19 protein-coding genes are annotated in these 17,924 nt (G+C 69.1%); 9 read left to right on the top strand and 10 right to left on the bottom strand.

The genetic code is table 11. From position 1 onward, the window contains the following. The first annotated feature begins 78 nt into the window (after nucleotides 1-78). The 3 genes from ACSQ1L_RS05805 to ACSQ1L_RS05795 are packed head-to-tail and all read left to right on the top strand — an operon-like array spanning nucleotide 79 to nucleotide 1,951. Nucleotides 79-1,239 carry a phage portal protein gene (locus ACSQ1L_RS05805; RefSeq protein ID WP_435992864.1) on the top strand — a complete coding sequence of 387 codons (1,161 nt, stop codon included), beginning with the start codon at nucleotides 79-81 and terminating at the stop codon, nucleotides 1,237-1,239. Further along, nucleotides 1,239-1,463: a hypothetical protein gene (locus ACSQ1L_RS05800; RefSeq protein ID WP_435992862.1), complete on the top strand. Its 225-nt coding sequence runs from the start codon at nucleotides 1,239-1,241 to the stop codon at nucleotides 1,461-1,463. The genes ACSQ1L_RS05805 and ACSQ1L_RS05800 overlap by 1 nt, the downstream gene beginning before the upstream one ends. Before the next feature lie 50 nt (nucleotides 1,464-1,513). Then, nucleotides 1,514-1,951, top strand: a complete 438-nt coding sequence (locus ACSQ1L_RS05795; RefSeq protein ID WP_435993659.1) for an HK97 family phage prohead protease — start codon at nucleotides 1,514-1,516, stop codon at nucleotides 1,949-1,951. Here ACSQ1L_RS05795 and ACSQ1L_RS05790 read toward each other — a convergent pair. After that, entirely contained in the window at nucleotides 1,948-2,292 is a 345-nt protein-coding gene (locus ACSQ1L_RS05790; protein WP_435992860.1) for a hypothetical protein, read from the bottom strand. The two genes, ACSQ1L_RS05795 and ACSQ1L_RS05790, sit on opposite strands and share 4 nt — an antisense overlap. 461 nt (nucleotides 2,293-2,753) lie before the next feature. On the opposite strand from ACSQ1L_RS05790, the gene ACSQ1L_RS05785 reads away from it, so the two are divergent. From ACSQ1L_RS05785 to ACSQ1L_RS05770, 4 genes are all read left to right on the top strand, one after another. Next, a complete protein-coding gene (locus tag ACSQ1L_RS05785) occupies nucleotides 2,754-3,671 on the top strand; it encodes a DnaJ C-terminal domain-containing protein (RefSeq protein WP_435992858.1) in 918 nt (305 codons plus the stop codon). After that, entirely contained in the window at nucleotides 3,668-4,819 is a 1,152-nt protein-coding gene (locus ACSQ1L_RS05780; protein ID WP_435992856.1) for a phosphoserine transaminase, read from the top strand. Before ACSQ1L_RS05785 ends, ACSQ1L_RS05780 begins: the two co-directional genes overlap by 4 nt. Before the next feature lie 83 nt (nucleotides 4,820-4,902). After that, nucleotides 4,903-6,198, top strand: coding sequence for an adenylosuccinate synthase (locus tag ACSQ1L_RS05775; RefSeq protein WP_435992854.1), 1,296 nt, complete (start codon nucleotides 4,903-4,905; stop codon nucleotides 6,196-6,198). A gap of 75 nt (nucleotides 6,199-6,273) precedes the next feature. After that, on the top strand, nucleotides 6,274-7,080 hold the full coding sequence (locus ACSQ1L_RS05770) for a response regulator (RefSeq protein WP_435992852.1): 807 nt from the start codon (nucleotides 6,274-6,276) through the stop codon (nucleotides 7,078-7,080). A gap of 35 nt (nucleotides 7,081-7,115) precedes the next feature. Here ACSQ1L_RS05770 and rpoH read toward each other — a convergent pair whose 3' ends face one another. The 4 genes from rpoH to ACSQ1L_RS05750 form a co-directional block, all read right to left on the bottom strand. Next, on the bottom strand, nucleotides 7,116-8,003 hold the full coding sequence (gene rpoH / locus ACSQ1L_RS05765) for an RNA polymerase sigma factor RpoH (protein ID WP_435992850.1): 888 nt from the start codon (nucleotides 8,001-8,003) through the stop codon (nucleotides 7,116-7,118). A gap of 206 nt (nucleotides 8,004-8,209) precedes the next feature. Further along, on the bottom strand, nucleotides 8,210-9,118 hold the full coding sequence (locus ACSQ1L_RS05760) for a ThuA domain-containing protein (RefSeq protein ID WP_435992848.1): 909 nt from the start codon (nucleotides 9,116-9,118) through the stop codon (nucleotides 8,210-8,212). Between the two features lie 90 nt (nucleotides 9,119-9,208). After that, the gene (locus tag ACSQ1L_RS05755) at nucleotides 9,209-9,514 is read right to left on the bottom strand and encodes a GNAT family N-acetyltransferase (protein WP_435992846.1); all 306 of its coding nucleotides are present in this window, start codon (nucleotides 9,512-9,514) and stop codon (nucleotides 9,209-9,211) included. A 30-nt stretch (nucleotides 9,515-9,544) separates the two neighbouring features. Beyond that, nucleotides 9,545-10,543 (bottom strand): RluA family pseudouridine synthase, encoded by a 999-nt coding sequence (locus ACSQ1L_RS05750; RefSeq protein ID WP_435992844.1) that lies wholly within the window; start codon nucleotides 10,541-10,543, stop codon nucleotides 9,545-9,547. A 129-nt stretch (nucleotides 10,544-10,672) separates the two neighbouring features. On the opposite strand from ACSQ1L_RS05750, the gene ACSQ1L_RS05745 reads away from it, so the two are divergent. After that, nucleotides 10,673-11,311 carry a DUF2799 domain-containing protein gene (locus ACSQ1L_RS05745; protein WP_435992842.1) on the top strand — a complete coding sequence of 213 codons (639 nt, stop codon included), beginning with the start codon at nucleotides 10,673-10,675 and terminating at the stop codon, nucleotides 11,309-11,311. 4 nt (nucleotides 11,312-11,315) lie between these two features. On the opposite strand, the gene ACSQ1L_RS05740 is transcribed toward ACSQ1L_RS05745, so the two are convergent. The 5 genes from ACSQ1L_RS05740 to ACSQ1L_RS05720 form a co-directional block, all read right to left on the bottom strand. Further along, nucleotides 11,316-12,341: a class I fructose-bisphosphate aldolase gene (locus tag ACSQ1L_RS05740; protein ID WP_435992840.1), complete on the bottom strand. Its 1,026-nt coding sequence runs from the start codon at nucleotides 12,339-12,341 to the stop codon at nucleotides 11,316-11,318. Nucleotides 12,342-12,454: 113 nt separating this feature from the next. Continuing rightward, nucleotides 12,455-13,651 carry a phosphoglycerate kinase gene (locus ACSQ1L_RS05735; protein ID WP_435992838.1) on the bottom strand — a complete coding sequence of 399 codons (1,197 nt, stop codon included), beginning with the start codon at nucleotides 13,649-13,651 and terminating at the stop codon, nucleotides 12,455-12,457. Between the two features lie 87 nt (nucleotides 13,652-13,738). Further along, nucleotides 13,739-14,749, bottom strand: a complete 1,011-nt coding sequence (gene gap / locus ACSQ1L_RS05730) for a type I glyceraldehyde-3-phosphate dehydrogenase (RefSeq protein WP_435992836.1) — start codon at nucleotides 14,747-14,749, stop codon at nucleotides 13,739-13,741. 128 nt (nucleotides 14,750-14,877) lie between these two features. Continuing rightward, complete coding sequence (locus tag ACSQ1L_RS05725) at nucleotides 14,878-16,407, bottom strand: ATP-binding protein (RefSeq protein WP_435992834.1); 1,530 nt, start codon at nucleotides 16,405-16,407, stop codon at nucleotides 14,878-14,880. Beyond that, entirely contained in the window at nucleotides 16,404-17,138 is a 735-nt protein-coding gene (locus tag ACSQ1L_RS05720) for a response regulator (protein WP_435992832.1), read from the bottom strand. The genes ACSQ1L_RS05725 and ACSQ1L_RS05720 overlap by 4 nt, the downstream gene beginning before the upstream one ends. A gap of 127 nt (nucleotides 17,139-17,265) precedes the next feature. Here ACSQ1L_RS05720 and ACSQ1L_RS05715 point away from each other — a divergent pair, with 127 nt between their 5' ends. After that, nucleotides 17,266-17,910 carry a hypothetical protein gene (locus ACSQ1L_RS05715; RefSeq protein WP_435992830.1) on the top strand — a complete coding sequence of 215 codons (645 nt, stop codon included), beginning with the start codon at nucleotides 17,266-17,268 and terminating at the stop codon, nucleotides 17,908-17,910. Nucleotides 17,911-17,924: the final 14 nt, after the last annotated feature.

The following is a 17,924-nucleotide window of genomic DNA, read 5'->3' as shown; positions in this document are numbered from 1 at the left end:
TGTCGGCAGGTCGGAAAGTCCGCTCGATGCTCCCGGAACGGGGGCGGCGGCGGCCGATACCCCACTCCGGAGATCATCATGCTGAACTGGCGGCGACCCTTCGGGGGGCGGCGAAACCTTGTCGCGCCCGAAATAAAGGATAGCCGGACCGGGCCGCTGATCGCCCTGACCAGCGCGGGGCGTCCGCGATGGACGCCGAGGGACTATGCGAACCTGGCGACGGAGGGGTTCGGCCGCAACGCGGTGGTTTACCGATGCATCCGGATGGTCGCCGAGGCCGCCGCCTCGACGCCGCTGGCCGTGTTCATCGACGGCGCGAGGCAGGACGACCATCCGCTGGCGCGGTTGCTGGCCCAGCCGAATCCGGAGCAGTCGGGGACGGAGTGGCTGGAAGCCCTGTACGGCGGCCTGCAGACGGCGGGGAACGCCTATGCGGAGGCCGTGGGGGACGATGAGCCGGCCGAGCTTTGGACGTTGAGGCCGGATCGGGTGAAGGTCGTTCCGGGCCGCGCCGGCTGGCCCGAGGCGTACGAATATTCCGTCGACGGTCGCTCGCTGCGGATCGGTCGGCAGGCGGACGGCTGGATGCCGGTGATGCAGCTGAAGCTGTTCCATCCGACCGATGACCACTACGGCTTCTCGCCGCTGGAGGCGGCGGCGTCGGCCATCGACGTGCACAACGCCTCGAGCGCCTGGAACAAGGCGTTGCTGGACAATGCAGCGCGACCGAGCGGCGCGCTGGTCTATGGCGCCAGGGACGGCGAGCGGCTGACGGTGGAGCAGTTCGAAACGCTGCGCGCGCAGCTCGACGAGGCTCACGCGGGGACGATGAACGCCGGACGGCCGATGATCCTCGAGGGCGGACTCGACTGGAAGCCGATGAGCTGGACGCCCGCGGACATGGACTTCATCGCCGGCAAGCACGCCGCGGCCCGCGAGATCGCCCTGGCCTTCGGCGTCGCGCCGCAGCTGCTGGGGATTCCCGGCGACGCCACCTACTCCAACTACCGCGAGGCCAACGCCGCCTTCTGGCGCGGCACGGTGGCGCCGCTGGTGCGGAAGACGGCGGCGGCGCTGACCGGATGGCTGGGGCCCCGGTTTCCGGGCGCGAGAATCGAAGCGGATCTGGACGGCGTTCCGGCGCTGCAGCCGGAGCGTGATGCGCTGTGGGCGCGACTGGAAGCCGCCAGCTTCCTCACCGACGAGGAACGGCGGCGCATGGCGGGAGTAGGCGTCTGATGGAAACGCGGAAGATTCCGGTGGCCGTGATCGCGGCGCTGGCGGTGCAGACGGCGGGCGCGTTGTTCTGGGCCGGAGGCGCGGCAGCGCGGATATCCACCCTGGAGAATCGGGTCGGTGAGCATCGCCGGGTCGCGGAACGGCTGGCGCGGCTGGAGGAGCAGAGCAAGGCCACCCGCGCGGCGGTCGAGCGGATTGAGATGCGGCTGGAGCGAGGCGCGTGAGCGCGCATCGGATCGCCGGTGTTGCATCGTCCGGGACGCAAACCGCCCTCGTGCGCGGTGCTGAGCTGGCGATCGAGGGCTACGCCTCCTTGTGGGGCGTGGCCGACCTGAATGGAGACGTCGTCGCGAAGGGCGCGTTCAATGGAGGTGTCGCAGCGGTCGGCGCGCGAGGCGTCCGGATGCTGCATCAGCATGAAAGCCGGTCGGTGGTCGGCGTCTGGGACGAGGTCCGCGAGGACGAGCACGGCCTGTGGGTGCGCGGGCGGATCATGGACTGGTCGGCGGAGGCGCGGTTCGCGCAGGCGCTGTCCAGGGCCGGCGCTCTGGACGGGCTGTCGATCGGCTTCCGCAGCCAGAGGGCGCGCCGCGAGGGACGGCTGCGCGTGCTGGTCGAGGTGGAATTGTGGGAGGTGTCGCTGGTTACGTTTCCGATGCTGCCCGGAGCGCGGTTCAGCGTGAAATCGCAGATAGCGGCCGCGAGCTCCTAGGGGCTCTGGCGACCCTCAAGCTGAGCGATCTCGCTCTGTGGCACGACCCGCGCGACCTCGACATTGCAGGTCCGAAGGATGGTCGCGTGGCTGCGGATGTCGAGGTGGGCCGGGTCGCCGATGCAGACGTCGGCGGTCTCCAGGCCAACAGGCCGCAGGCCGATGCTTACTTCACCGGAGACATCGAGACAGGCGGCGGGACCGGTCAATAGAACGGCTTCACCGCCCCGCGTCCGGACATAGGCGCCAGCGCCCGGCTCGAACTTGATCAGCCGGGCTTCACTGGGGGTGAAGCAGCGGCGGGCCGAGGGTTCGGCGCCGAGCGGCGCCTCAGCTCCCATCGGGGCGCATCCGGTGACGAGGAGTAGCGTTGCGAGTGTTCCAACCAGGCGCATGACGACGATCCTTAAGGTTGAGCCCCGAGCGAGCGTCACACGCCCCTGTGGACCGGTCAAGCTCGACCCCTGCTGGCTTGAACGCCCCGGGGGCGCTTCCGGCCGGAGGGGGCGGTGAGCCGGGCCCACCGGCAAGACCACAACCTTTCCATGGGGCCGCTCACGCCCTGATCTCAACCGCATACCGCGGTTCCTGAAAACCGGAGACACCATGAAAGAGACCAAGACGGCCTCGGGCACGCCCGAGGTGGCGCAGTGGGGCGACGGTTACGGTTGGGGCCTCGAGGCCCGCATCAGGCTCGGCTGATCCCCCGGTCACCAGGAGATTTGAGGCGCGCGGCTTTGCGCTGTGATGCGAATGCCCTAACTGACGGATCGGACTTGATGCGGCAGGAGCGGACTCGAACGTGGCGGGCGATCCCTACAAGGAACTGGGCGTTTCGAGGGGCGCGAGCGCGGACGAGATCAAGAAGGCGTTCCGCAAGCTCGCCAAGGAACTTCATCCAGACAAGAATCCCGGCAATCGCGAGGCCGACGAACGCTTCAAGCGCGTAACGGCGGCGTTCGACCTGTTGGGGGACGCCGAGAAGCGGGCCAGGTTCGATCGGGGCGAGATCGACGCCGACGGGCGCGAGCAGTTTCGCGGGTTCGGCGGCGGCGGCGGCGCGAGGGGCGGTCCCGGCGGACATCCTTTCGGCCAGGGCGGCGGTCAGCGGGGCGGCTTCGAGAACATCGACCTGGACGAACTGTTTGGCGGCATGTTCGGCGGAGCGCGCGCGGGCGGGCCACGGGGCGGGTTTTCCTCGCGCGGGCAAGACGTCAAGGCGACGCTTGAGATCAGCCTCGAGGATTCGATCGCGGGCGCGACCCGGCGCATCCAGTTTTCGGACGGCCGCACGCTCGACGTGACCATTCCGAAGGGCGCGGCGGACGGGCAGGTCATTCGCCTGCGCGGCCAGGGCGCGCCGGGCGCGTCCGGCCGAAGCGAGGCCGGCGACGCCTTGATCACGCTGAAGATCGCGCCGCATCCCGTCTTTCAGCGCGAGGGCGCGGACCTGACCATGGATCTGCCGGTGTCGCTGCCTGACGCGGTGCTGGGCGGCAAGGTCCCGGTGCGGACGCCCGAGGGAACGGTCAGCATGACCATTCCGCCCGGCTCGAACTCGGGCAAGATCCTGCGTTTGAAGGGCCGCGGCGCCTTCGTCGGCGGCAAACGCGGCGACCTGCTGGCCAAGCTTCTGATCCTGCTGCCCGAAGAGTCCCACGAGGGTCTGACCAAGCTGGCGCAGGAGATGCGCGCGAACAAATCGCGGAGCGGCGGATGAACGGAAAGCCGAACGCCATGCCCGCGCGGCCCTGGTTCTCGTCCGGCCCGACGGCCAAGCGGCCCGGCTGGTCCAGCCAGGCCATCCCGCATGAATTGCTGGGCCGCGGCATCCGCGCTCCGGAGGTCGTCGAGCGGTTCGCGCGCGGCCTTCGCCTCACCCGGGAACTGCTACAGGTCCCGGAAGATTGGCGGCTGGTCTATGTACCGGGATCGGACACCGGAGCTGTCGAGGCGGCTATGTGGTCGATGCTCGGCGAACGGCCGGTCCAGGTGATGGCGTTCGAGAATTTCGGCCAGGTCTGGGCCACCGACCTCCGCGACCACCTGAAGCTCGATCCCGAAATTCTCACTGCACCATGGGGCCGGTTCCCCGAGGTATCGAAGGTCGATCCCGCCAAGGACCTCGTCTTTCCGTGGAACGGCACCACCTCCGGGGTGAAGGCGCCGGAGGGCGAATGGATCGCGGCGGACCGGGAAGGCCTCGTTATCTGCGACGCCACCTCGGCCGCCTTCGCCATGCCGCTGCCATGGGACCGGCTGGACGTGGTGACTTTCAGCTTCCAGAAGGCTCTGGGCGGGGAGGCCGGCCTCGGCGTCGCGGCGCTATCGCCGAGGGCGATCGAACGGCTCGACAGCTATACGCCCCCCAGGCCGATCCCCAAGGTTCTACGACTGACCAACGGCAAGGGATTCGAACCGACGCTGGCCTCGGGCTCGATGATCAACACCTTCTCGGTCTGGACGATCGAGGACTGGATCGACGGCGTTGAATGGGGGCTGTCGGTGGGGGGGCTGCCGGCGCTGATCGCCCGGACCGAGGCCAATGCGGCGGCGCTGGACGCCTGGGTCCGGCGGACCGGCTGGATCGACTATCTCGCTGAGGACCCCGGGACCCGTTCGACCACGTCGGTCTGCCTCAAGATCGTCGATCCGCGCCTGACCGCGATGGATGAGCCGGCGCGGCAGGCGCTGGTGACGCGGATGAAGGCGCTGGTCGAGGCCGAGGGCGCCGCCTTCGACATCGAAAGCCACCGCAATGCGCCGGCGGGCCTGCGCATCTGGTGTGGCTGCACCGTCGACAGCGCAGACATCGAAGCCCTGACGCCGTGGCTCGACTGGGCCTTCGAGACGGCGTTGGCGGATTAATCCGCCCATCGGGACGACACCGCCCGATTCCCCCGCTATAGGCTGCGCCCGCATTCCGAAAATTCCGGTAGCGGAGAAACGTCTTGGCGAACGTCGCGGTGGTCGGCGCCCAGTGGGGCGACGAGGGCAAGGGCAAGATCGTCGACTGGTTGTCGAACCGGGCGGACGTGGTCGTCCGCTTCCAGGGCGGCCATAACGCCGGGCATACGCTGGTGGTCGACGGCAAGGTCTACAAACTGGCCCTGCTGCCCAGCGGCGTGGTGCAGGGCAAGCCCTCGATCATCGGCAACGGCGTGGTCGTCGATCCCTGGCATCTGGTCGGCGAGATCGAGAAGATCGAGGCGCAGGGCGTCGCCATCAGCCCGGACGTTCTGATCGTCGCCGACAACGCCTGCCTGATCCTGCCCATCCACCCGGCTCTGGATGTGGCCCGCGAGGCCGCGGCCAGTGCGCCCGGCGCCCGGATCGGCACCACGGGCCGCGGCATCGGCCCGGCCTATGAGGACAAGGTCGGACGTCGGGCGATCCGCGTCTGCGACCTCGCCAGCGCCGAGGACCTGAAGGTCAAGATCGACCGGCTGCGGGCGCACCACGATCCGCTCCGCGCCGGCCTTGGACTGGAGCCGATCGATCCCGATGCACTGCTGGCGCAACTGCTGGAGATCGCGCCGAAGATCCTGCCCTATGTCCAGCCGGCATGGCGGGTGCTGGACCAGGCCCGCCGCGCGGGCAAGCGCGTGCTGTTCGAGGGCGCTCAAGGCGCCTTCCTCGACGTGGACCACGGCACCTATCCCTATGTGACCAGCTCCAACACCGTGGCCGGCCAGGCCGCCGCCGGAGCGGGAATCGGCCCGCGCGGCGTCGGTTATGTGCTGGGCATCGTGAAGGCCTATACGACCCGGGTCGGCGAGGGGCCGTTCGCCTGCGAACTGAACGACGAGGTCGGGCATCATCTGGCGACGGTCGGCCGCGAAGTCGGCGTGAACACCGGGCGGGCGCGGCGCTGCGGCTGGTTCGACGCGGTGCTGGTGCGCCAGTCGGTGGCCATTAACGGCATCGACGGCATCGCCCTGACCAAGCTGGACGTCCTCGATGGCCTGAAGACCCTGAAGATCTGCACGGGATACCGCATCGACGGCGAGGTGCTGGACTATCTGCCGTCCAGCCTGAAAGCGCAGGCCGCCGCCGAGCCGGTGTTCGAGGAGATGGAGGGCTGGAGCGAGAGCACCGCCTCGGCGCGCAGCTTCCGCGACCTCAACGCCAACGCCGTGAAATACGTGCGTCGGATCGAGGAGTTGATCGGCGCGCCGGTGGCCCTGTTGTCGACCAGCCCCGAACGCGACGACACTATCCTGATGCACGATCCCTTCCAGGGCTGAACCGCTCGCGCCCTGCGTTCAACGGGTCTTAACCGACCCGGATTAAGCATGACCGGTCTATCTGGAGGCCGCGTCTTGTTTGCTGTCGATCCTCGCCTGCTGGCGAAGCTGGCGCCGGTGTTGAGGCGGGTTCTGATCGTCGATCCGAACCCCCATGCCGCGCGCCTGCTGACCGAGATCATCAAGGGCCTGGGCGCCGGCGAGATTGTCGTCGAGCCGAGCGAGGCGCGCGCCTTGCAGGCCGCAGCGGCGCTGGAGCCGGGCATCATCTTCACCGAGCGTAACGGCGACAAGCTGGACGGGGAGTCGCTTGCGCGGGCCGTACGGCGTTCGAGCTTCGCCTGTCGTCGCGCCCCGATCATCATGGTCACCGCCGACGCGACCGCCAGCACGATCCTCGGCGCCCGCGACAGCGGCGTGCACGAGTTTCTGCGCAGACCATTCACCAGCGCGGACCTGCTCAAGCGGGTCGAGAACGTCGCGCTCAAGCCGCGGGATTGGGTGGAGGCGGTCGGCTATGTCGGGCCGGACCGCCGGCGCTTCAACTCGGGCGAGTTCACCGGCGACCGCAAGCGCAGGGCTGACAAGCCGGCCAGCGGCGTCGAGGCGATGGCGGCGGCCCGGGATCAGGCCATGCGTATTCTGGCGGCGGCCCTCGACCAGTTCGACAGCGATCCGACGCAGGCCGTGCGGGCCATTCGGGAACAGGCCGCGACGCTGAAGTCGTTGGCCATGAAGGCTTCGGATTCGCGGCTGGCCGTCGCGGTTGGCGCGCTGGAGGTCACCCTCGCGTCAGGACCGCCCAGCAAGGCCAATCTCGCCGCGCCGATCGGTTCCCTGCTCGCCATGGCGCCGCCCGAGCCGCTGAAGCGGGCGGGCTGAGGCCGGCGCCGCCGGCCTCAGAGCCTTCGGTCGAATCAGGCGTCGACCAGATTCCGCTCTTCGGCGGCGGCGCGCATCGCCTTCTGCAGCTTCTCGAAGGCGCGGACCTCGATCTGACGCACCCGCTCGCGCGACACGCCGTACTGGCCCGCCAGTTCTTCAAGCGTGACCGGGTCGTCCTTGAGCCGACGCTCGGTCAGGATGTGTTTCTCGCGATCGGTCAGTTCCTGCATGGCCTCTTCCAGCAGGCCCATGCGGATCGACTTTTCCTCGCTTTCGGCCAGTTGGGTCTCCTGCGAGACCGCCGTGTCGTCGGCCAGCCAGTCCTGCCATTCGCTCTCGCCGTCAGCGCGCAGGGGCGCGTTCAGCGAGGCGTCGCCGCCGAGACGGCGGTTCATGTTGGTGACTTCTTCTTCCGACACGCCCAGCTTGGTGGCGATGGCGGCGAGGTGTTCCGGACGCAGGTCGCCTTCCTCGAAGGCCGAGATCTGGCTCTTGGCCTTGCGCAGGTTGAAGAACAGCTTCTTCTGCGCCGCCGTGGTGCCCATCTTCACGAGCGACCAGCTGCGCAGGATGTATTCCTGGATCGAGGCGCGAATCCACCACATGGCGTAGGTCGCCAGGCGGAAGCCCTTGTCCGGATCGAACTTCTTGACGGCCTGCATCAGGCCGACGTTGCCCTCGGAAATCACCTCGCCGATCGGCAGGCCGTAGCCGCGATAACCCATGGCGATCTTGGCCACGAGGCGCAGGTGCGAGGTGACGAGGCGGTGGGCGGCCTCGGGGTCCTGGTGCTCGGTCCAGCGCTTGGCGAGCATGAACTCCTCGTCCTTCGCCAGCATCGGGAATTTGCGGATTTCAGTCAGGTATCGCGAGAGTCCCTGTTCAGGCGACATCACCGCGAGCGATCTAGCTACAGCCATACTGGTCCCTCCGACCGTGAAAACGAGCGGGCTCTGCGGAGACGGCCACCCGATGTGCGCCGACGCCTCGCCCCTCAACCGGTGAAATAGGGTCGGGTTTCCGTCTTTGTCAGAGGCGGATCGTCACACAGAAGCGTGACCGTTGCCCCGGCGCCACGGCACCGAATGAACGAGTGTATAGCGGATAGTAAGTCCTCAATCAAGACTTACTCCGAAAGCGCCTTCCGGACGCGGGCGCGGGTGGCGTCCCAGGCCGAGGCGTCGCCATCCCGCTTTTCCGGATGTAGCGCCTGCAGCCGACGAATCCCGTCCGCCAGGTCCGGGTCGATCTCGCTGGACGGGGCGCCGAGTTCTTCGGCCGCGACGAAGGCGGCGATCGCGGCGACGTCCTGAATATCCGGATTGGGCGCGGCTGGAGCGTCCTTGCGATGGCCCGTCCAGCGGATCGCCTCGAGGATCTGGTCCCTGAAGCGGGGATCGTCCCACGTCGAGGTCGTGTGGCCGAGGTTGGTATAGAACAGGCGGCCCTGGCCGATCTGGCGAACCCAGGTGACAGGCACAGGGTAGGGGCGCCGCAGGGGCTCCGCCGTCATGTCGAGCGTCTGGAGCACGCGCACCCGATCCGGAACGAACCCGGCGTACTGATAGATCTCCTCCGCATAGGGCGTCCGATCCGGCCACATCGCGGCGAGCGGATGCGACGGCTCAAGGTTCGACAGACGGATCGGCGTACCCTGCGTCCACGGATGGCCATCGAAGCGGCCGCCGAGAAAGTCGGTGTAGGCTGCCTCTCCGCCTTCAAAATCCAGCGCGGTGTCCGCGGCGCTGTGGATGCCGACGAACCCGCCCCGGCCGCTCTCGATCCAGGCGACGATGGCGGCCCAGGTCGCGCGGTCTATGGGCAGGGCGCCGGTCGTGCTGAAGACAAGGACATCGAGGTCGGCCAGGCGGGTGGGCGTCAGCTCGCGGGCGTCCTGGCTCAGTTGGACGGTGAAGGCGCCGCTGTCGCGCGCCATCTCCCGGAGCGCGAGCTCGGACGATGACAGCCCGCCGGCCGGGCGGCGGACGGTCTCGTGCACAAACCCGACGGACTGGGACAGGTAGAAGACCCGCAAGGGCGGTTCCTGAACTGGAGGGGCGCCGGCGCAGGCGGCCAGGCACAACACCGCTGCAAGACACATCATCAGCCGCGACATCATCGACCGCTACAGTCCGAGGATGTCGCGGTAGGTCGGATGGACCACCTCGGCATGCTCAGGGTGCTTCTGCAGATACGCCGAGAAAAACGGACAGACCGGCAGGATCAGCAGGTTCCGGTCCCGCGCGTCCGCGATGACATGTTTCGCCAGCCGGCTGGCGATTCCCTGGCCCTCCAGCGCCACGGGCACCAGCGTCTCGGTGATCATCAAATTCGGGCCGGAGAGATTGTAGATGACCACCGCCACCTCGCCGCCGACCTGCAGCTCGTAGCGATGGCGTTCAATGTTGTCGCGGATGTCGGCGTCGGTCATCGCAGTTCTCCTCCAGGAACTTGTGGAGCGTCACAGCTCGGCGAGCAACCGCTCGAGGGTGGCCATGTCCCGGGGCGGCGCGGTTTCGAAGCGCAGGGGTTCGCCGGTCACCGGATGGGCGAACCCCAGCACGGCGGCGTGCAGCGCCTGCCGTGTCAGGCCGGACTCTGCGATGGCGGCGCGCACGGGCGCGGTTGGACTGCCGGAGCCATAGACCGCGTCCCCGAGGATCGGCGCGCCCTTCGAGGCGAGGTGAACCCGGATCTGGTGGGTGCGGCCGGTGTGCAGGGTGCAGGCGACGCGCGCGGCCATGGGCGCGCCGCCGGCCTTCGCGGGCAGGCCATACAGTCGCTGGACGACATAGTCGGTGATGGCGTTGCGGCCGCCGGACCGGAGCACCGCCATCTTTTTCCGGTCCGAGGATGACCGCCCGATCAGCGTCTCGATCCGGCCCCTCTCCGGGCTGGGCGCGCCGCGGGTCAGGGCGAGGTAGGTGCGCTCGATGTCGTGGGCCGCGAACAGGGCCGACAGCCCGGCGTGGGCCCGGTCCGACTTGGCGGCGACCATCACTCCGGACGTATCCTTGTCCAGCCGGTGCACGATGCCCGGGCGGGCGACGCCGCCGATCCCGGACAGCGAGGTCCCGCAGTGAGCCAGCAGGGCGTTGACCAGGGTGCCGGTCTCGCAGCCCGGCGCCGGGTGCGCGGCCATGCCGGCCGCCTTGTCGACGACGATGAGGTCGGCGTCCTCGAACAGCACGGTCAGGGGGATTGCTTCGGGCGCCGGCGTGGCCGACGCCACGGGCGGCAGGAGGATCGTGTACAGCCCTGGCTGGGCCTTGGCCGACCCGCTTGAGACGGTCTGGCCGTCGCGGCTCACCACTCCCTCAACCAGCAGGGACTGGAGGCGTGCCCGCGACAGGGTCGGAAAGATCTCGGTCAACGCCTTGTCCAGCCGCGCCCCACCCGCCTCGAGCCGCGCTTCCAGCACGGTGACGTCGTCGTCTTCGATCAGGGGTTCGTCGGACACCGGGCGCTCCGCCGCCGGTCAGGCGGTCGTCGATCTAGCATGCCCCGCGTGCGCCGCGGCAAGTCCGAAGCTTGGCCGTCGCTTCCACATAGTCCATAGTTAACGCTGATATCTCGGGGGAGACGTCCGATGAAACTTCTGATCACCGCGGCCGCGGCGGCTGGCGCCGCGCTCGCCTTGGGCAGCTGCGCGACCATGAGCGCGGAGCAGTGCATGGCCGGAGACTGGTCGGGGCAAGGCTACGCCGACGGCCAGTCCGGCCTGACCATGAGCCGCCTGGACGAGCATGCCGAAGCTTGCGCCAAGCACGGTGTTTCTCCCGACGCGGCCTCTTATGTCGCCGGGCGCCGGGAAGGCCTCGTGCATTACTGCACGCCGTACAAGGGCTTCGAGGTCGGGCGCACTGGCTCAGCCTACGCCGGCGTCTGCCCCTCCGAACTGGAGGCGGACTTCATGTACGCCTATCGCGATGGTCAGGTCGTGCACGCAGTCGAACAGGCCCTATCGAGCGCCCGCAGCCGTGTGGACAGCCTCGGAAACCGGCTTGAGGAACTGGACGAAAAGATCATCGCCAAACAGGCGGAGGCGCGCGCCGAAGGCCTGACCGAGGCCCAGCGCGAAGAGGTCCGCGGGCGCATCGCCGAGATCCGTCGCGAACGCGCTGACACCGAACGCGACTGGCGAAGGGCCCAGGATGAGATCGACGACGCCGAGCGCGACGTCCGCGATGTCCACTGGCGCTTCCGCGACCAGTACGGGAGCTGGTGAGGCCTCAGGCCGCCTTCTTCTCCAGCTTCTTCTCCCACTGACCCAGCGAGGCCAGGCCGTTCATGCGGGCGCGGTGGTGGAAGGCGGACTGGCAGGCGACGGCGTTCTCGGCCTTGCCCGACCAGGCGCGTTGCGGCGACGCCTGAAGCGCGCGCCCGTACGAGAAGGTCATCTTCCACGGGAAGCCGCCGATGCGGTTCATGGCGTCGAGGTGGGCGGTGGCCTGCTCGTCGGTCTGGCCGCCTGACAGGTAGGCGATGCCCGGCACGGCCGACGGCACGGTCGCCTTCAGCGCCGCGATGGTGCGCTCGGCCACTTCATGCACCTTGGCCTGGCGCACGCTGCCTTTGCCGGAGATGACCATGTTCGGCTTGAGGATGATGCCCTCGAGCGCCACGCGCTGTTCGTACAGTTCGTTGAACACCGTCTGCAGCACCTGACGGGTGACCTCGTCGCAGCGCGCAATGTCGTGCGAGCCGTCCATCAGCACCTCGGGCTCGACGATCGGCACGATCTGCTCCTGCTGGCAGATGCGGGCGTAGCGGGCGAGGGCGTGGGCGTTGGACTTGATGCAGCCCCAGGTCGGCACGCCGTCGGCGATGTCGATGACGCCGCGCCACTTGGCGAAGCGGGCGCCACGCTCATAGTGGGCGCGCAGGCGCTTGCTGAGGCCGTCCAGGCCTTTGGTGACGGTCTCGCCGGGGAAGCCGGCCATCTTGGTGGCGCCCTTGTCGACCTTGATCCCCGGGATCGAGCCGGCCGCCTTGATGATTTCGACCAGCGGCGTGCCGTCCTTGGCGTCCTGGTACAGGGTCTCCTCGAACAGGATCACGCCGGAGATGTGCTCGCGCATGGTCTGCTCGGCCCGGAACAGGCACTCGCGGTAGTCGCGGCGGTTCTCTTCGGTGTTTTCGACCCCGATCGCGTCGAAGCGCTTCTTGATCGTCCCCGTGGATTCGTCGGCCGCCAGAATGCCCTTGCCGGGCGTGACCATCGCCTGGGCCACTGCGTTGAGCGCCGCCAAATCCATGATTTCCTCCAGAGCTTGTTGTTGGGCGGTGGTCTAGCTCCGCCGTGGCCCGAAGTCACGCATTGTTACAGCCCGGGCCCCGCCATAGCGGGCAGAGTGGCGGAACGGCCACGTCAGGCCCGGAGCGCCTCCACGCCAGGAAGGGGCTTGCCTTCCATCCACTCCAGGAAGGCGCCCCCGGCGGTCGACACGAACGTCATGTCCCCGGCAACCCCGGCGTGATGCAGGGCCGCGACGGTGTCGCCGCCGCCCGCCACGCCGACCAGCGCACCGGACTTGACCAGCTGCGCCGCAGCCTGCGCCGCCTTGACCGTGGCCGCGTCGAAGGGCGGGACCTCGAACACCCCCAGAGGGCCGTTCCAGATCAGGGTCCGCGACAGGGCCATGGCCTTGACCAGCTTCTCGACCGTCAGCGGTCCGGCATCGAGGATCTTCTCGTCCTCGCCGATCGCCTCGCGGGCCAGCACGGTGCGGCTTTCGGCCCCCGGTTTGACCTCGGTCGCGACCACGACGTCGATCGGCAGCAGGATTTCGCAGCCCTTCGCCTCGGCCTCGGCGAGGATATCCCGCGCGGTGTCGGCCATGTCCTTCTCGGCCAGCGAGCCGCCGATATCGACGCCCTGTGCGAACAGGAAGGTGTTGGCCATGCCGCCGCCGATGGCCAGCCGGTCCAGCTTGCCGACCAGGTTTTTCAGCAGGTCCAGCTTGGTCGAGACCTTGGCTCCGCCGACGATGCCCAGCACCGGCTTCTGCGGATTGCCCAGCGCCGCGTCGAGCGCATCCAGCTCGCGCCGCATCGACTCCCCGGCATAGGCGGGCAGCAACCGCGCCAGCCCCTCGGTCGAGGCATGGGCCCGGTGCGCGGCCGAGAAGGCGTCGTTGACATAGAGGTCGCCCAGTTCAGCCAACTGCTTCGCGAAGGCCGGATCGTTCTTCTCCTCCCCGGCGTGGAAGCGGACGTTCTCCAGCAGCACCACGCCGCCGGCGTCGACGTCGGCCAGCACCGCCCTGGCCTCCTCGCCGACACAGTCCTCGGCGAACCGCACCGGCGCGCCGAGCAGCCGCTCCAGATCATCCACCACCGGCCGCAAGCTCATCGACGGCACACGCTGGCCCCTGGGTCGGTCGAAATGCGCCAGCAGCGCCACCTTGGCCCCGGCGTCGCGCAGCTTTTCGATGGTCGGGATCGCCACCCGCAGCCGGGTGTCCTCCGTCACCCGGCCGCCCTCCATCGGCACGTTGAAGTCCACGCGGACCAGCGCGGTCTTGCCGGCGAGGGCGGGAGCGTCGTCGAGGGTGCGGAAGGTCATGAGGCGAATCTCAACTAGTGAATGCTGGCGACCCGCGAGAACCATCGGGGGCGGCGGCGCCGAGCAATGAAGTCGGCGCCGATACCATCAAATGAATTTCGCCATCGCCAGCGCCGTGTCGCTCAGGCGCGTCGCGAAGCCCCATTCGTTGTCATACCAGCTCAGCACGCGAACCAGCTTGCCCTCGATGACCTGCGTCTGGGGCAGGGCGACGGTCGAACTGGCGGCGATGTGATTCATGTCGCTCGACACGACAGGATCGGTGGTGGTGACCAGCACGCCCTTCATCGGACCTTTGCTGGCGGCGGCGATCAGGGCGTTGTTGACCTCCTCCACCGACGTATCGCGTCCGGGCACGACCTTCAGGTCGACCACCGAGACGTTCGGCGTCGGCACCCGGATCGACGACCCGTCCAGCTTGCCTTTCAGCTCGGGCAGCACCAGGCCGACGGCCTTGGCCGCGCCGGTCGAGGTCGGGATCATGCTGAGCGCCGCGGCGCGGGCGCGGTACAGGTCCTTGTGCATCGTATCCAGCGTCGGCTGGTCGCCGGTGTAGCTGTGGATGGTGGTCATGTAGCCGCGCTCGATGCCGAAGAGCTCGTGCAGCACCTTGGCCACCGGGGCCAGGCAGTTGGTGGTGCAAGAGGCGTTCGAGACGACGATGTCGTCGGCGGTCAGGGTGTCGTGGTTGACGCCGAAGACGATGGTCTTCTCGACGCCGTCGGCCGGGGCCGAAACCAGCACACGCTTGGCGCCGGCGGTCAGGTGGGCGGCGGCCTTGTCGCGCGAGGTGAAGATGCCGGTGCATTCCAGCGCGATGTCGACCTTCAGGTCCTTGTGCGGCAGCTTGGCCGGATCGCGCTCGGCCGTGACCCTGATCCTGCCGGTCCCGACGTCGATCCAGTCGTCGCCGCTCTCGACCGTACCCGGGAACCGGCCGTGCACGGAGTCATAGCGCAGCAGGTGGGCGTTGGTGGCCACCGGGCCCAGGTCGTTGATCGCCACCACCTCGATGTCCTTGCGGCCATGCTCGACGATCGAGCGCAGGACGAGACGGCCGATACGGCCGAAACCATTGATGGCGACGCGGACGGTCATGGGGCGGGCTCCTGAGGCTTGGATTTGTCGTTGGCGCTTCAATGGAACCGGCGGCGCGGGGTTTCAACCCCGCGGCTGTAACAAGGCGTGATGAACTGTAACGCTTCAGCGGAGGAACGGCGTCTGACTCAATCGAGGGTCGCCGGCGCCAACGGCAGGTCGAGGCGCGCCGTCAGCCCGCGGGGCCGCCGGATCAGGACCACGTCGCCGCCGTGCGCCCGCGCCGCCTGCCGGGCGACGGTCAGGCCCAGGCCCGCCCCCCCGGTCTCGCGGCTGCGCGATCGCTCGCCGCGATGGAAGGGTTCGAACACCGCCTCCAGTTCGCCCTCCTCCAGGCCGGGGCCGTCATCCCCGATCTCGACCACGGCGCGGTCGTCGCTGGCGAAGGCCTTCACCCGCGCCGCGCCGCCGTATTTGACGGCGTTGGAAATGAGATTGGCCAGGGCCCGCCGCAGCGCCGCCGCGTCGCCTTCGATCGGCAGGGCGCCGCCGTCGAAGCTCACCTCCGCGCCGGTTTCCGTAAAGCCCGCGGCGCAATCCGCCGCCAGGGCGCCGAGGTCCAGCGGTTCGCGCCGCTCCGGCGTGGCTTCGCCGCGCACGAACGCCATGGCCTGGGCGATCAGCGCATCCATCTCCTCGATGTCAGAAGCCATCCGGTCACGCACCGCCCTTGGCGCCTGCTCGGCCCGGAAGCGCAGGCGGGTCAGCGGCGTGCGCAGGTCGTGCGCGATCGCTGCGATGGTCTGGGTCCGCTGGCGCATGTGATTGCGCAGCGAGCCCTGCATGTCGTTGAAGGCGTGGATGGCGGTGCGCACCTCGCTGGGACCGGAAGGCGCCAGCGGCTCGGCGTCCGGGTCGGCCCCCAGCCGCTCGGCGGCCTCGGCGAAGACCCGGATCGGGCGGGTCAGCCGCCGCGCCATCCACCAGACCAGCGGCGCCAGCAGCAGCATCGAGATGCCGAGCGCGAGCAGCAGCCTCTGCTGCCACGGCGACAAAAGGCCCCGCGGCGGCACGACCGTGGCCCAGCGGCCGTCCGGTTGGCGCACCGACGCCGAGAACGGCGCGAAGGTCAGGCGGTCGGCGCGGACGATGAACTCGCGCGTGTCGGAGTTGATGACGATGGCTCCGGCGTCCCCGCGAGGGACCAGGTGCCGCATGCGCAGCTGGGCGGCGATCTCGGCGTGTTCCCGGGTCAGCTCCACGGCCTTGGGCTGGGGAGCCCCCCCGGGCGCACTGGCGGGTCGGCCCTTGCCGTCGGATCCGACAAAGAAAAAGTTCGGCCGCCCCGTGTCCAGGCCCCGCCCCGGGCCCGGTCGGCGCGCCCGACCGCGATCGACCGTCACCCGGACCATGTCCGGTTCGACCCGCAGCCGCTGGGCCAGCCCCGCGGAGATGGCCAGCGCCATCGGATCGATCCGGTCGATCCGGGCCGGAGAGACGGGCTGGTCAGTGATCCGCCGCCTCAACGCGCGCCCGTCGGACGTCTCCGCCGGTTCGCCCTTCAGGGCGTTCGCGGCTGCTTCTATGCTGAAGCCCGTCGGCCGGGGCTCGGGGGCCAGCACCACCACCGCGAAGGCGACGGCCTGCGACATGACCACGGCCAGCGCCGCCAGCGCCGCCACCTGGACCAGGACGGGCAGGGACGAGGGCCGCTTCACGAGCCGCCCCGGCCGGCGCCGCCGTTCAGGCGCTCGACCCGCACGTCGAACATATAGCCCTCGCCCCGCAGGGTCTGGATCATCTCCAGCCCTGAACCGTCGTCCAGCTTCTTGCGCAGACGGCTGATCTGCACGTCCATGGCGCGATCGAAGACGTCCGCATCCGCGCCCCGGGCCCGCTCCAGCAGCTGGTCGCGGGTCAGGATTCGCCCGGGTCGCTCGGCGAAGGCGCGCAGCAGGGCGAACTCGCCCGCCGACAGCGCCACCGTCCGCCCATCCGGCCGGGTCAGTTCGCGCCGCATCAGGTCCAGCCGCCAGCCGGCGAAGGCCAGGCACGGCCCCTCGGCCTCGTCCGTCTCGCGCGGCCGGCGCAGCACGGCCCGCACCCGGGCCAGCAGTTCGCGCGGGTTGCACGGCTTGGCCAGATAGTCGTCGGCGCCGAGCTCCAGGCCGATGATCCGGTCGGTGTCCTCGCCCATGGCCGACAACATGACGATGGGCGGTCCCTTGCCGGACAGGCGCCGGCAGACCGACAGCCCGTCCTCGCCCGGCATCATCAGGTCCAGCACGATCAGGTCCGGCCTTTGGGCGGCGATGGCGCGATCCATCTCGGTCGCCGTCGCCGCGCCCGAGGCCGCATAGCCATGCTGGGCCAGGTACTCGGTCAGCACCTCGCGAATGCCGGGGTCGTCGTCGACGACAAGGATGCGCGGAGCGACGTCGGCTTGCATGGGGCCATTGTGACGAACCACGGTCGCTCCGTCATTTCAGGGTTGAAACAATTCCGGACGGCGCTGAAACACGAGCGCAAGTCCGCCGTGGTCGAACAGGGAAACCTTCAACGGGAGCCGACCGCCGATGCTGACCCTGATCGCCCTTTCCGCCGTCCTCATGCAGGAGCCGCCGGCCCCGCCCGCGCCGCCCGAGGCCCATGCCCGGGTCATGGTTCTGGAGTCGCCCGCACCCGGCTCGCTGGACAAGGACGGCGACGGCCAGGTCTCGCGCGAAGAGTTCACCGCTCCGATGAACGAGCATTTCGCCCGCATGGACAAGGACGGAGACGGCCGCTTGTCGACGGACGAGCGGTCCGCCGGTCACGGCGACGGCGGCGACGTCATGTTCTTCCGCAGCGGACCGGCCGGCGAGTCCGGCGCCCCCCACTTCGAGATGCGCCCTGCCCATCCGGGCGGCGAGGAGCGCGAGATCATCCTTCGCGGAGCCGGCGGCCACGGCATGCCGCACAGGGTCCATGGGCCGGGCCACGCGGGCCACGCCGACGGCGACTCCCGCATCGAGATCCGCCATCTGGGCGGCGAGGGCCACGCCGACATGGACAAGGACGGTGACGGCAGGATCAGCGAGGCCGAGTTCACTGGCCCACTGCGCGAGGCCTTCACCCGCATGGACGCCGACCACTCCGGCTTCATCGAGGAAGGGGAGCGGGGCGGGGACGGCGATGTCCAGGTCTTCACCCATCGCATCGAAACCCGCGCCGAAGATTGATCGAGGCCTGCGTC

This window comes from Brevundimonas sp. LjRoot202, assembly GCF_964253355.1.
GTDB lineage: Bacteria > Pseudomonadota > Alphaproteobacteria > Caulobacterales > Caulobacteraceae > Brevundimonas.
This window is presented reverse-complemented; position numbering and strand designations above follow the sequence as displayed.